The sequence below is a fragment of the Rhizobium sp. NPDC092011 genome, assembly GCF_044756305.1.
In the GTDB taxonomy this organism is placed as follows: Bacteria; Pseudomonadota; Alphaproteobacteria; order Rhizobiales; family Rhizobiaceae; genus Rhizobium.
This window is the reverse complement of record NZ_JBIVSO010000005.1, coordinates 268764-282709: the sequence shown is the minus strand read 5'-3', so window position 1 is coordinate 282709 and position 13946 is coordinate 268764. Positions and strand designations below refer to the sequence as shown.

Here is a 13946-nt window from a genome sequence, read left to right as displayed (position 1 = left end):
CATGGAAGAGAATAGCGTCGAGAACGTAGCGGCAGCCGAACTGCGCCAATTCATCGAGCGTATCGAGCGCCTGGAAGAAGAAAAGGCAGCGATCGCCTCCGACATCAAGGACGTGATGGGCGAAGCCAAGGGCCGCGGCTACGACACCAAGGCGATCCGCACCATCATCCGCCTTCGCAAGAAGGACGCGAATGAGCGCCTGGAAGAAGAATCCATCCTGCAGACCTACATGGCCGCTCTCGGCATGGAATAAGCAAGGCTTTAGACAGCCTTGCGCGATGATCGGGAGCCGGCTTGCCGGCTCCTTTCTTTTTGTCCCGCAAGAGACGCAAAAGCGTTACCAGCGCCTTTTATTGTCAAGCGATTCCGGACGGAAAACCGCTGCGCACTTTTCCTGGAATCGCTCTATGCAAAAAGGCGCTCGATCAGATCGGCAGCCTTGCCCTGCCAGAGCTCGCCCTTGCCGGTTCCCGACCACAGAGACAGAAAGTCCGGCGACCCCTTCGCAGTCGATGCGCCGCGCATATCGCGCGTGAACTTGTTCTGCGCCGGAAAGGGAAGAATGCCTTCCGGCTTTCGATCCATTTCGTCCATGAAGCGGTTTTCGATGCCGCGGGCGAAGCGGCCGGAGAAGGCGCGCGTTGTCCGCGTTCTGCGCTCCGATGCTTCGAGAAGCTTCTTGCGATAGGGCGCCGATGTTCCAGCTTCCGCGCAGGCCAGAAAGGCCGTGCCCATCTGGGCGGCCTGCGCCCCTGCCGTGAGCACCACCCGCACGTCTTCTGCCGTCATAAGGCCGCCTGCCGCGATCAGCGGTACGCGGATGGCGCCGACGCACTGTGCCAGAAGATCGCGAAGACCGATTTCAGAATCCGCCGCCTTGGCATCGAAAATACCGCGATGGCCGCCAGCCTCGAAGCCCTGCAGCGTAACGGCATCCACGCCACTCTCTTCCAACGCCCTCGCCTCATCGAGCGTCGTCGCCGTGCCGATCAGTGGAATACCGGCCTTTTTCACCTCGCGCACATGATCGACCGGTAGCAGGCCGAAGACGAAACTGAAGCACGCGGGCTTGAGGCGCAGCACGGTTTCGAACTGTGTATCGAAATCCTCTTCATAGGGAAGAGCAAGCTGCGGCGAGGCCAGCTCGAGCTCGCGCCGATACACGGCGGTTGCCTCTATTGCCCGTTCGAGCCGATCGGGCGTGACTTCGGCTATGCCATGCGGAACGAACAGATTGATCGCGAAAGGCTTGTCGGTTCGCTGGCGGACCTGCGCGGCAAAGGTTTCTATGGCGGCGCTATTGGAATAGGCACCTCCCATAGCGCCAAGCGCTCCCGCAGCCGAGGCTGATGCTACGAGGTCGACAGACGACGGGCCGCCCGCCATCGGGGCGACGATCAATGGATGCTTCAAACCAAGCTTTTGAAAAAGATTGCTGTCCTTGGGGGCAGACATGTCCATTTTCCTTTCAGGAATGTCTGTTTCGATCTCAACCCAACATAGGCATTGCACGATCGCTTGCCAGAGCGAATCCAGGAAAAGTGCAACACAACCCTTTGCCTCGCTTTCGCAAAAGCGAACAAATAGAATGATTTAGAAGGTGGATGAGGCTTTGTCCGGTCTAAGAGCGACCAAGCGCCGCGGTACGGGCCTCAATGGCCGTCACTACCGACACCATATCCAGCCTGCCATTGCCAAGTTCGACACTCTCGCCATAGAGCGCACGGCAAAGATCGAGGACCGGCGATGCCATGCCGGCGGCGCGAGCCGCATGTGCAATCAGATTTGTACTGTTGAACGCATCGGCCGTGGCGGCCTGCACTGAAAAATCACGGGCAACGAGCTTTGGAATTTTCACGCGCGTCAGGTCGCTCGCCATCGGTCCGGAATCGATGGCAGCCTGAAAAGTCTTGAGGTCGAGCCCGTTCTGCTCGGCAAAATGCGCCGCTTCGGCAAGCCCCGCCAGCATCGTGCAAAGGTAGAGATTGACGGTAAGCTTCATCAGCAATGCATTACCGACCGGGCCGCAGAGGATGGTTTCGCGGCACATGGGGGCAAGCACCGGGCGTACCTCCGCAACCGTCTCCTCATCGCCGCCGAGCAGCGCCACAAGCTGCGCCGTTTCCGCAGGCTTCCTCGAACCCGAAACCGGCGCTTCGACATAGTGTCCGCCGGCGGCAAGAATGTCGGCAGCGAGCTCGCGCGAGTAATCGGGCGAATTGGATCCCATCGAAACGACGATGTGCCCGGAAACCAGCTTCGCGAAGTCAGGCGTTCCCCGCTGTAGAACCGTATCCAGCACGGCCTCATTGACCAGCATCAGGATGACGATGCGGGCCCGCTCGAATACTTCCTCGACACTAGCCGCGACAAAAGCGCCGGCCGTGCGCAACGGGTCGGCCGCTTCCGGCGAGCGATTCCAAACGACGAGCCTCGTGCCCGCTCTTGCAAGATTGAGGGCCATCGGCTGGCCCATGACGCCGAGACCGACAAAGCCGATCTCCTCGCCCGGCTCGACGCCGGGACGTTCGCTGACGTTGGTCATCACAACAACTCCGATGTGTTTCGGGCGACTATGCGATCTCAAAAGTCAGGTTCCGGCGGGAGCGCCACATGCGCTTCCCGCCGGATGTCTATCGATCTCCGGTCTGACTGACGCGGATCAAGGGCTTTCCGCTTAGAACAGGCGGTCGAGCCACTCGTTCTTATCAGGCGCACGACCGAACTGGATATCGGTCAGCGCGGCCTTCAGACGGAGCGTTGTAGCGCCGGCATTGCCATCGCCGATCGTAAAGTTGTGCTTGCGGCCCTTCACCTTGCCGATCGGCGTCACGACTGCGGCCGTGCCGCAGGCGAAGGATTCACGCAGACGCCCGCTCTGAGCATCGGCCTGCCACTGCTCGATCGAATAGGGCTCTTCGCGAACCGTAAGGCCCATGTCGTGTCCCAGCTTGATCAGCGAATCGCGGGTGATGCCCGGCAGGATCGTTCCCGTCAGCGGCGGCGTCTGCAGCGAGCCGTCGTCGAAGACGAAGAAGATGTTCATGCCACCAAGCTCTTCGATCCAGCGCTTTTCGACGGCATCGAGGAAGACGACCTGGTCGCAGCCTTCACGCTGGCCTTCGGCGAGCGCGGAGAGGCTTGCGGCATAATTGCCGCCGCACTTGGCTGCACCGGTGCCGCCGGGGGCAGCACGCGTGTAATTTTCGGAAACCCAAAGCGTAACCGCCGACGCACCGCCCTTGAAATAGGAGGCAACGGGAGAGGCAATGACGCAGAAAAGGTAGTCGGTGGCCGGCCGAGTTCCGAGCGCGGATTCCGAGCCGATCATGAACGGGCGGAGGTAGAGCGAAGCACCTTCGGCGGTCGGGATCCACTCGCGATCGATCTTGACCAGTTCGCGGACGGACTCGACGAACAGTTTTTCCGACAGCGGCGGCATCGCCAGCCGTTCGGCCGAATTCTGAAAACGCTGCGCGTTAGCGCTCGGGCGGAAGAGCGCAGCACCGCCGTCAGGCAGGTGATAGGCCTTCATGCCTTCGAAAATTTCCTGAGCGTAATGAAGCACCACGGTCGCAGGATCGAGAGCCAGCGCCTTGCGCGCCTCGATCTTGGCATCGTGCCAGCCGCGGTCCTGCGAATAGCGGATCGTCACCATGTGATCGGTGAATACGCGGCCGAAACCCGGATTCTGCAGCAGAGCTTCACGCTCGCTGGCCGTTGCGGGGCTGGAATTTTTCTGAATGTCGAACGTCAGTGTGTCGCCGTTACTCATGGCTCCTCCAATGCTTTATTTGTCGCGGCTTTCGCCGCCCATCTCCCGAAAGAAGATTTAAACCAAATCGGGTGGTATTTGATTGCGTTTACGCCTGTTGCCGCGCAAGTTTAAGAGCGCTTCGCATAAATTTTCGACCGGAATCGTTATTTTTTCGGCGAACGCATGTCGCGCAAAAGCGTTGAGCGACTTTGCGACAACGACATGCGCAAAATAAAGAGCCAAAGCTGGTCCGAGAGATCGCGATGCGCTTTGAGCGCGTCACTCCTTTCACCAAGTCCAGATCATAGCGCCTGCGCCACCGCTTCGGCCGCCGCAACCCCGCTCTCATAGGCGCCGTGCGCCGTCGAGTATCGCGCTCGCGAACAAGCCTCTCCGGCGAAGAACAGACGTTCGTTGCAGGGCGCGGCCAACACGCCGCGCAGATCGGAAGCTCCCGGAACAGCATAGGAATAGGACCCGCCGACAAAGGGCTCGCTCGCCCAGGACGACGCTGCCAAAGGCGAAAGTTTCGTTCCGACATCCCCACCGAAGACGCGCTTCAGCTGTTCCACCGAAAAATCGAAGGCCGCCTCCACGCCTTGGCGTTCGAGATCGAACGCAAGGTCGCCGGCAAAATAAGCTTCGATTACCGGCGCGCCGAATGGTCTTAGTTGATAGGCGCCGGTGCGGCGATCCTGCCGCGACCCCATGACATGCGTATCCTCGGGGAGCATTCCGGGCTCGGAGGTTTGGATGAAAAGCTTGTTGGCCAGCCCGAGAGGCAAACGCGAAGCAGCCTCGACCTTCTCCGGCAGCGGCGGCCAGAAGGCGATCCGCTCTGCCGCAAGGACATTGGTGGAGACGCAGACAACGACCGCCCTCGCCGTCAGCTCGCCTTCGGTCGTCGAAATCACGACATGATCGGCGCCGCTGTGGTCGATCCGGTTGACCTCAACACCCAGAACGGTCGCCACCGGCAGGCCATAGGTGGTGACAAGCGTGCCGTAGCCCTGCCGAACGCGCCAGTCCGGGCCGGGGCCGGGGTCATAGCGGCCGAGATCGATCACTGAAGACTTGGGCAACTCGGCCCCGGTCATGAACGCGCCGACAGCATAGATCCTTTCGCGCCACGGCTCGTCTACAGGCAGCATGGCCGAAAGATCGACGTCGCCAGCCCCATCATAGGCATCAACCCGCTCGAAAAATTCAGCCACTGCGCTTGCGGCCGCCTTCAGTCCGGGATCACCGCGCTCGAGCTGCCGCCCGCCGTCGCTCCAGGGGGCCGGCGTGCGGTCGACCGTCAGGCCGATCTCCTCGGTGATCTTTGTCCAGGGATTGGTGCGCGCACCGTGCAGCCAGCCGCAGCCGAGGTCGAGCGCTGCGCCACTCGCGCCGAAAGGATGGACCGTCCGCGCCCGCCCGCCGACCCGATCGGATGCTTCGAGGAGCACGATGGAAAGGTCGGGCCGGAGCGATTGCAGCCGCCGGGCGGCTCCGACGCCGGCAGCCCCGGCGCCAATCACGGCGACATCGACCTCGCCTCCCCTCCATGACCCGATGGGCATTCCATTTCCCTTTCGCACACGCGCTTGACGATCTGTAGCTGACCCTCGCGCAGCATGTAAACGGCACTGCAGCTGTGCATACCAAATTGCCGCATTGAGATGCGGCTGCGAATGTCGTAGTTGCTTTGGGCAATAATGGGGACAAACGTGCGGAAGCGAACCTTTGGGACAACGCAGTGGCTGGTGCGCATTCTATGCGCCTTTGCATTGCTGTCCGTCGGTTTTGCCCATCGCCCGGCCGTTTCGATAGCGGCCGAACCGACGCCGTTCGAACTCGCCCAATACCGCCTGCCCGACGGAACCCTGCCGATCATCTGCGTCACCGAAAGGACGCCAGACGGCAAGGAGCATAGCAAGGCCTATATGCCGGGATGCGAAGCATGCCGCATTTCCGCAGCCGCCCTGCTCCCCAATCCGCCCACGGATATTTGCGAGCATCTCGCCTTTGTCCGTGACGATGTCGTCGTTGCCAAAAACGAAGCATTCCGCCGGCAGCTCTATCCGCCCAATAGCGGCCCACGCGCTCCTCCCACCCTGCGAAGCTTTGCCTGAACCCTGCGTCCCGGCCCATGCCGTGACGCTTGTCGTCAATGGCGGCCGGACCATGCACGAGCGCTAGTCGTGCCGGCTGCGGGTAAGATGCCCTCCTGCCGATATTCAAATGCTCAGACGGATCGCTCATAGCGGCTCCGCAGGTAACATCGGCACGGGCCGCGACCGATCGGTCGCATATCTCCCGCAAATTGGGCCTCTTGCAAATCGGGTCATTCGCGCCGCCGCATCTTCGGGGAGTTCCCCATGTCCGCCTTCACCGCGACCGAGCCGAGCGCCGTCGCAGCCGATAACATCTCACTCTATCGCGCGATCTGGCGCTGGCATTTCTTCGCCGGCCTGCTCGTCATACCCTTCCTGCTCAATCTGGCGATCACCGGATCCATCTATCTTTTCAAGGATCAGATCGCCGATACCTTCTATGCCCACCGTTACATTGTTGCCGACACCGGCGCGATGCTTCCGCCACAGGAGATCGTCGACGCTGCGCTGACGGCAATGCCGGGCGCCAAGGCGACGTCGTATCGGGAGCCTGCAGCCGGAGATCGATCCGCTATTGTGACGGTGTCGAAGGCCGGCCAATCGACGCTTGTCTACGTCAATCCGCACAATGGCGAGGTGCTCGGCTCGGTCGGCTCCAAGCAGGAGTTCAGCTGGGTCGTCAAACGCATTCACAGTCTCGAATATTTCGGCACCTGGACCAACCGCATCATCGAAATCGTCGGCGGCTTCGCGCTGATGCTTGTCGTCACCGGTATCTATCTCTGGTGGCCTCGGCGCCAGATGGGCGGTGTCATGACGGTTCGCGGCACTCCGTCCCGCCGCGTCTTCTGGCGCGATCTGCACGCCGTGACCGGCGCGATCGCCGGCATCCTCATTTTCTTCCTGGCATTCACGGGCATGCCCTGGTCCGGCTATTGGGGCGCCAATGTCAACACCTGGCTGACGACAAACGACTTGGGAACGCCGGCGGCAGTCTGGGACGATGTTCCCAAATCGACCAAGGTCACGCAGGATGTCGTCAGCCGTCCCGGCTGGATCGTCGAGAATGCTCCCGTTCCGCTTTCCGACACGGCTTCAGCCCAGTCCGCAAAGCCGATAGGCCTGAATGAGGCCGTCGGGATCATGCACGGATTGGGAATGATCACCGGCGCAGATCTCGCGATTCCGAGTGACGACACCGGCGTCTACACCGCCAGCCACTACTTCGGCGACCTTGGCAAGGAGCGCACCGTTCATATCGACCAGTACTCCGGCAAACCGCTGGTCGATATTTCCTTCGATCAATATCCGGCGCTCGGCAAAGCGATCGAATGGGGCATCAACGTCCATCAGGGACAGGAATGGGGCCTCTTCAACCAGTTGCTGATGCTGGCGACCTGCCTTGCCATCATCCTCAGCTGCATCACGGCCGTCATGATGTGGTGGAAGCGCCGCCCGACCGGCCGCCTGGGCGTGCCACCCATGCCGCCGCAGAGGTCCGTCTACATCGGCCTGTGGCTGATCGCGATCGTCTTCGGCGCCGCCTTTCCGCTCACCGGCCTTGCCATCGTCGTGATGCTTCTGGTCGATCAAACCATCCTTCGCTTCGTGCCGCCGCTAAAGCGGTTCTTCTCATGAAACGCTGCGCGGCAGCATTTGCCGCGCGGCATCCAAATCCCCAGAGGAAACCGATCATGAACCGATTTATCAGCTCTTTCATTGCCGTCAGCCTCTGCCTCGCCGCTCCGGGGCTAGCTTGCGCCGCCGACGTAACGCTCGGAAATCTCAAGATCGCCGACCCTTACGCCCGCGCCATGGTGCCGGGCGCCGAGGTCGGCGGCGGCTATCTGACGATCACCAATAGCGGCAAGACCGACGACCGGCTGGTCTCGGCAACGTCATCGCGAGCGGTCAAGGTCGAGATCCACGAGATGAAAATGGACAAGGACGTCATGGTCATGCGCAAGCTCGAAAACGGCTTGCCGCTACCGGCCGGCAAGAGCGTCCAGCTCAAGCCCGGCAGCTACCACGTGATGTTCATGGATGTCGTCGATCCGTTCAAACAGGGCGAGACGATCAAAGCGAGGCTGACCTTCGAGAAGGCTGGATCGATCGATGTCGATTTCCCCGTCGGATCGGCGATTGCCAAGAAGGCCGGCAATGGAGGCGATCATGCCAACGCAGCTGAATGAACGGCGCAGCACCAGCCGCATCTCCCTTCACAGCGGAAAGGAGAAGCCTATGTTCACAAAAGAGTGGTCGATCCCGGCGATCCTGACTGTCTTCCTGCTCGGCGTCTGCGGCCTGATCGCCTATTTCACCTGGAGCCTCATTCCGCCGGCAACGGCTGCTGAAAGCCATATGGGCGGACCGTTCAACCTGATCGATGACCGCGGCCAGCCCATCACCGAGCAGGCGCTCAAGGGCCATCCGTCGTTGGTCTACTTCGGCTATACTCACTGCCCCGATGTCTGCCCGACGACGCTGTTCGAGATGGCTGGCTGGCTCAAGACGCTCGGCCCCGAAGCGGATAGGCTGAAGGCCTATTTCTTCTCGGTGGATCCCGAACGCGACACGCCTGATGTCATGCACAAGTACACCGGCAATTTCACCGATCGCATCACCGGCGTTACCGGCGATACCGCGGAAATGCAGAGGGCCATCAAAGCTTGGCGCATCTATGCCAAGAAGGTGCCCTCTCCCGGCGGCGATTACACCATGGACCACACGGCCTCCGTTCTGCTCGTGGATGCAGACGGCAATCTGCGCAGCCTGATTGCCTATGGGGAAGACGAGGGGGTCGCGCTGCAAAAGATCCGCAACCTTCTGAAATAAGCGGCCAAGGGCCGTTCGTATCGATCCCGTCGGCGCAATCCGAACGGATATTACCGGCGACTTCGATCGCCAGCAAACAGGCCGTAGCAGCTGCTGCAGCTCACAACCCGAAAGGAAAACGACATGCCCCGGATGAAGACGCTAGTGCTTGCAACGTTCGCCGTCAGCCTCGCGCTTGCAGGCCAGGCCCTGGCACATGCACACCTGAAGACCTCGGCCCCCGCCGCAGACAGTGCCGTGAAGCAGGCGCCCTCGGAACTCGACCTCACCTTCACCGAGAGCCTCAACCTGAAATTCAGCGGCGTGACCGTAACCGGTCCCGATAAGAAAGCTGTGAAGACGGGCACGTCCTCGCTGATGGATGCCGACAAGACGCTGATGGTTCCCGTAAGCGACAAGCTCGCACCCGGAAAATACACGGTCGATTGGCATGTGCTCTCGACGGATGGTCACAAGACCAACGGTACCTATACCTTCACCATCGCCCCCTGATCGGGCAGGTCCGGGGCGGCCGGCGGCCGCTCCGGAAACATCCGGCCAATAAGGAGGATGGGACGCGGTCCGCTATCCGGATACGCATTTCTTGACGAAATGCAGCCAGGTGTCGTTGCGCCGAACGGTGGCCCGCGGCAAGCCGAACGGATCATCCTGCGGACGCGCTCTGCCGCGCTGCGTCGTGGTCGCCGCACTGTAGCCGGCGTCACGGATCAGCATTCTGTCGAGCGGCGTTTCATCGCCATAGGGAAAGCAGAAGGACAAAACATCGACGCGAAGCAAATCTTCAAGCGCGCTGCGCGATTGGGAGATCTGGCGGCGTGCCTCCTCCTTCTCCAATTGCGGCAGGTGGACGTGATCCAGCGTGTGCGAACCGACTTCATGCCCAAGACTGCACCAGTGACGCAATTGTTCCGCGGACATGCAAGCCGCCGGTGCGACGCCAAGCGGCACATCCCACACGTTCCCGCCGCCGATCTGATTGACGACCACGAAATTCGTCGCGGTGAAGCCACACTCCTGCAGCACCGGCAAGGCATTCTCATAGACGTTCAGATAACTGTCGTCGAAAGTGATGGCCGCTACCTTGCCCGTCTTCGCGCCGGTGACGTAGGGCATCGCCTCACGCAGCGACAGCCCCTGGATCCCCAACCTTTTCAGCCATCTCATCTGGCTGCGGAAAGCGTCCGGATGGACCACCATGCTTCTGAACGGCGCCCTGCCCGAAGGCGGCACCGCAATCTGATGATATGCGAGGATTGGAACGGCCAAGTTGATGGTCTCAAAGTCAGATGGAGCGGCGCGAGCGCAGTGCAATTCTTGCACGGTATAGCGGGCGCAGCACCTCTCTGGAAAGCCTTTCCAGTAGCGTCCTGCTGCTCTTGATCGTGCTGCCGCCGAGCTGCGAGGAAATTTCGTGTACGCCGCCGGGCAGGACCGCAAGCGGCGAGACGTGTGTCAGCCAGCTCATCTGCGCCGTGGTATCGACCGGACGATCGAATGTCTCGGTCGCTTCCAACAGACGAACGGCCGCCTCTCGGGTTACCAGCTGCGCCACCATGCCGAGGCCGATGCGGACCGGGCGAATGACATTGGTCTGCCCCTGCGTCAGCACGCATCTGCCATGTTCCTTACCCATACGGAAAGGAAAGCGAATGAACGCGCCGGGTTCCAGGCAAGCCTTGGCAGCCGCGAAGGCCGCGGGGAAAAGATCATCGACCTCGACGTCATCCTCGAAGATGAGACCCGCGTCGATGTCTTGTTCGACGATGGTCGCCCATGCCTTCCGGTGCGACAGGAAGCAGGCGATCTCGCCGGTGCTCATTTCGAAAGGATAGGCCGGCTTGTGAAGTCGGCGGCGATATACCTGGTCGATCTCGGCCTTGGTCAGCTGCCTTCCGTCCACGGCCTCGACGATCTCAGAGGGGACCGGAAGCTTCGCCATCAACCTTTCGACCTGCGGCATGCGATCGCGCGCGCGATCCAGGTGGACGACGAAGGCGCGAATGACGGGCTGGCCTGGCTCAGGTGAGCCGTGCTTGCTCGCGTTGGAAACCTTATCGAATCCGAATCCCATATGCGATCTTTCAAGCGGGATCGCTGAAGACGGATTGAATTCGCGATTCTGCATTAAATGTAACCCCGATACTGTAAAAGCAGGCTCTAGCAACCGTGAATGAAAGCGAGATTAGGCAAAACTGAGCCAAAACTGAAATTCGCCTTATTCAACCCTGATATACATGCCGACATCCCAACGCATCGCGAGATGCGATCTCTCGATGAATTGGCGCTGATCATACAAGCATGCTGATTCGACCGCTCGCAATCTTGTCTTTGACCCAGCGGCGCTCGTCCAGCCAGGAATGGCGCTCCGCTCCCTCCCAGCTGAAGCCACACAATTTCACTTCCCATTCGCAGGCAGGCAATGTTGACAACGCGTAGCGGATTCCAAAGAAACCGGCGCTTGTCGAAGCTTGATGCATCCGGCACTCGGTCACTCCGAGTTCGGAATAGCCATCAATATAGAACTGCCGTGGCATGATGCGAACTTCCTTGCCGGCGGCTCCGACAAGCTCGATCGTCCGTTTGACCCAGTCGCCCGCGCGACCCGTGCGGGGCGACAAAGGGCGAAGCCTGCCGCGAGGTTTGCGGACGCTGTCTGGATGATAGGCAAGCACGACCTTCTCTGCCGCCTTGAAAGCCACGCTGCTCAGGAAAGAAGGGGTTGAAAGCGGGCGCTGCGTTGTCCCGCCGGACGCTCCGAGCACAAGGATGTCCGTGCGCGACCCAGTCATATCGGCCGAGGCCGCTGGCTCGTTGAAGCGCATTGTGAAGTCTGCATTATCCACGATCTCGGATAGATCACGATGCAGCTCTCCATTGCCGATAATAACAGCCGTCTTCCGCATAGATTGAAAATGCCCACCCCTGATACTTTCTCACGCAGCTATGCGATATGAAGTAAAATTAAGTCAACATTACTACTGAACAAAGGAAGCGGCACAATAATCCAAACGGGTGAGATCTATTGCCTGTAGGCGAAGCCCCGGAAATACTCTATCCCTTTGTTTTCACGCAAGGCTGCTGAGTATCTTCGCCGAAATGGCTCCAGTTGGGTGCGATGACGATGCTTCCGCATCGATGCAGCTGCAACAATATTATTTCATGTGCGATACTAAAAAGGAGCCCAAGAGGGCTCCCTGAATACCGAGATGCAGCCTTTTTATTCGACCGAGTTGAACTTCTTCACTTGAAGGAAGTTCACTGCCGAACCGCTGAAACGCTCCGGATCGATCGAGGCTGTCTGGACCTTGAAGCCGTCGGTATAAACGGCCGTCGGCTGGGCACGGAGCGCAGGGCTCACGAAGCGCGGTGCCTTAACCGGACGATTGACGATCTCCACGCGGGCTTTTGCGATCGCCCACTGGGAAATCATCTTCTCCGTCAGCTTCGGCGCAGTCGTGATCGTTGCATGGCTGGCATCCGCATCGACCGCGTCCTGCTTGTTCGGGCGGCCGCCCTTGGCCGGAATACCGGCAGCGATCGGACGCTCCTGTGGCCTTGCCGCATCGAAATTATCGTTGAAGCGACGGCTGGTGGCCTTAACCTCATTGCGGATCGGCGCCAGCGCGGCCACCTGCATCGGCATTTGCTGCGTCGGCCGCTGCTGCGGCAGAACGGACGCGATTGCCTGCGCGGCACTGTTGTCAATCACACCATTGCTCGCCGGCGCAATTTGATCTTTCGACGCAACATTGTTGAGCGCCGGGGTCGCCGCAGCGGCTACATTGGCATCCGACCGGTCCGGCCGGCTCTGCTCCAGAGCAGCAATAATCGAAGGCGACAGCGTGTTCGCATCGGCCTGGTCGTCCATCGCTTCCTGATCGGCATTGGCGGAAGCCAGGAGGCTTTCGGCAACTTCGGGGCGCTGTGCCGGCAGCGGTACTGCCGCAATCTGGCCCTTCATGTCAGCTTCGGCGGAAGCGACTTCGGCATCGCCGGGCGCACGGCGCTCAAGCAGCGAAGGCACCGGCACGCGATAGGAGCGCAGATCGGCAAATTGCGGCTGGTCGCTGGCTTCAGGCATAGCGGCGGCAAGCGCGGCCTGCGCATCGCTGCTCGGCTGCGATACGAGAGCAGAGGCAACCTCGCTGCCGGCAGGCTGATTGCTGAAAGCCGGGCGAACCTGCGGAACGGGCGCGTTTATGCTGGCAACCTGAACCTGAGGCTTGGCTTGAGCCAGAACGGGAGCGCTGTCGTCGCCGTCGTCGCTTGCGGCCGGAGCCGGCTGAGCCTTGCGGGTCGCCGAAGCGACAGCCACCGGCGCAGCGGCCGCGCCGCTTTCGGCATTGTCCTCTTCCTCGTCAGCACCGCCGCCGATACCGAACAGGCGCGCGAAGAAGCCACGACGAGGCGACGAAGAGCTGGCCATCTGGATATCGGACGACATGCGGCGCTTATAGTCGGCAACCGCCTCCTGGTAGCCCGGCAGAGGCCGGCCATCGGCAGGGATATGCATCGTCTTGCCGTCCGGGAACAGGCGAACGAGATCCTGACGATCCATGCGCGGCCATGCACGCACGCCGCCGACGTCCATATGCACGAAGGGCGAGCCCGAGGTCGGGTAGTAGCCCACGCCGCCCTCCTGAAGCTTCATGCCGAGTTCGCGCAGCTTGGTGAGCTTGACGTCGGGAATATAGAAATCCATCGCATTGCCGAGCATATGCTGGCTCTTCTTCGCAACGCCTGTGTGGGCGTTGCGCGTGCGCAGCATCTCGTTGGTGCCCGGCGAGCGGAAACCGCAGATGACGTAGATGAATTCGTGCGAACCGCTTTCGCGGTAGACTTCCCAGATCAGGTCGAACAGGCGCGGGTTCATCTTCGTCGGCTGGTTCTTGCGCCAGTCGCGCAGGATGCGGTTCAGCTTCTCCAGACCATCCGGATCGAACTTTCCGTTGCGCTTGTAGGTGATGACGGCTTTTTCGCCGGTATGAACGTAATAGATCTTCAGGCTGCGGGTTTCACCACCCGCCTGGGAGGGCGTGCCAACGAAAACGGGAGTAGAAACGGCCAAAGCAAGGAGGCCAACGGCTACAACCTTGGCCACCTTGCTAAATAAGTTCGAGCACGCAGAAAACCGGCTCAAGCTATTAGGCTTGGTATCTCTACTCAAGTTCGGCAATTCGATCCCCGTCCGACAGACAATGTCGCATCGTGTTCCAAATGGCTGTCAATTGCGGTGACACGATGGCAAAAATGCC

Annotated in this window: 14 protein-coding genes; 6 read left to right on the top strand and 8 right to left on the bottom strand. The window is 60.6% G+C overall.

The features are described from left to right. The first annotated feature begins 1 nt into the window (after position 1). Positions 2–253, top strand: a complete 252-nt coding sequence (locus ACIQJ2_RS22470; RefSeq protein WP_004117455.1) for a DUF2312 domain-containing protein — start codon at positions 2–4, stop codon at positions 251–253. Between the two features lie 152 nt (positions 254–405). Here ACIQJ2_RS22470 and ACIQJ2_RS22465 read toward each other — a convergent pair whose 3' ends face one another. From ACIQJ2_RS22465 to ACIQJ2_RS22450, 4 genes are all read right to left on the bottom strand, one after another. After that, the gene (locus tag ACIQJ2_RS22465; protein ID WP_400671887.1) at positions 406–1455 is read right to left on the bottom strand and encodes an NAD(P)H-dependent flavin oxidoreductase; all 1050 of its coding nucleotides are present in this window, start codon (positions 1453–1455) and stop codon (positions 406–408) included. Positions 1456–1621: 166 nt separating this feature from the next. After that, positions 1622–2545 carry an NAD(P)-dependent oxidoreductase gene (locus ACIQJ2_RS22460; protein ID WP_400671890.1) on the bottom strand — a complete coding sequence of 308 codons (924 nt, stop codon included), beginning with the start codon at positions 2543–2545 and terminating at the stop codon, positions 1622–1624. Positions 2546–2677: 132 nt separating this feature from the next. Beyond that, positions 2678–3775 (bottom strand): branched-chain amino acid aminotransferase, encoded by a 1098-nt coding sequence (locus ACIQJ2_RS22455; RefSeq protein WP_400671893.1) that lies wholly within the window; start codon positions 3773–3775, stop codon positions 2678–2680. A gap of 284 nt (positions 3776–4059) precedes the next feature. After that, on the bottom strand, positions 4060–5322 hold the full coding sequence (locus ACIQJ2_RS22450) for a flavin monoamine oxidase family protein (protein ID WP_400671896.1): 1263 nt from the start codon (positions 5320–5322) through the stop codon (positions 4060–4062). Between the two features lie 135 nt (positions 5323–5457). Between ACIQJ2_RS22450 and ACIQJ2_RS22445 the strand changes: the two genes are divergently transcribed. The 5 genes from ACIQJ2_RS22445 to copC all read left to right on the top strand — a co-directional run bounded on the left by ACIQJ2_RS22445 (position 5458) and on the right by copC (position 9183). Then, positions 5458–5874: a hypothetical protein gene (locus tag ACIQJ2_RS22445; RefSeq protein ID WP_400671899.1), complete on the top strand. Its 417-nt coding sequence runs from the start codon at positions 5458–5460 to the stop codon at positions 5872–5874. Positions 5875–6120: 246 nt separating this feature from the next. Continuing rightward, positions 6121–7494 (top strand): PepSY-associated TM helix domain-containing protein, encoded by a 1374-nt coding sequence (locus ACIQJ2_RS22440; protein ID WP_400671902.1) that lies wholly within the window; start codon positions 6121–6123, stop codon positions 7492–7494. A gap of 56 nt (positions 7495–7550) precedes the next feature. After that, positions 7551–8048: a copper chaperone PCu(A)C gene (locus ACIQJ2_RS22435; protein WP_400671904.1), complete on the top strand. Its 498-nt coding sequence runs from the start codon at positions 7551–7553 to the stop codon at positions 8046–8048. 49 nt (positions 8049–8097) lie between these two features. Then, positions 8098–8691 (top strand): SCO family protein, encoded by a 594-nt coding sequence (locus ACIQJ2_RS22430; RefSeq protein WP_400671906.1) that lies wholly within the window; start codon positions 8098–8100, stop codon positions 8689–8691. A gap of 123 nt (positions 8692–8814) precedes the next feature. After that, positions 8815–9183, top strand: coding sequence for a copper homeostasis periplasmic binding protein CopC (copC, locus tag ACIQJ2_RS22425; RefSeq protein ID WP_199147521.1), 369 nt, complete (start codon positions 8815–8817; stop codon positions 9181–9183). Positions 9184–9255: 72 nt separating this feature from the next. Here copC and ACIQJ2_RS22420 read toward each other — a convergent pair whose 3' ends face one another. The 4 genes from ACIQJ2_RS22420 to ACIQJ2_RS22405 all read right to left on the bottom strand — a co-directional run bounded on the left by ACIQJ2_RS22420 (position 9256) and on the right by ACIQJ2_RS22405 (position 13867). Further along, positions 9256–9957: a polysaccharide deacetylase family protein gene (locus ACIQJ2_RS22420; protein WP_400671909.1), complete on the bottom strand. Its 702-nt coding sequence runs from the start codon at positions 9955–9957 to the stop codon at positions 9256–9258. 16 nt (positions 9958–9973) lie between these two features. Further along, the gene (locus ACIQJ2_RS22415; RefSeq protein ID WP_400671912.1) at positions 9974–10816 is read right to left on the bottom strand and encodes a glycosyltransferase family 25 protein; all 843 of its coding nucleotides are present in this window, start codon (positions 10814–10816) and stop codon (positions 9974–9976) included. Positions 10817–10979: 163 nt separating this feature from the next. Next, positions 10980–11594 (bottom strand): hypothetical protein, encoded by a 615-nt coding sequence (locus tag ACIQJ2_RS22410; RefSeq protein WP_400671915.1) that lies wholly within the window; start codon positions 11592–11594, stop codon positions 10980–10982. Positions 11595–11908: 314 nt separating this feature from the next. Further along, entirely contained in the window at positions 11909–13867 is a 1959-nt protein-coding gene (locus ACIQJ2_RS22405; RefSeq protein WP_400671918.1) for a DUF882 domain-containing protein, read from the bottom strand. Between the last annotated feature and the right edge of the window lie 79 nt (positions 13868–13946).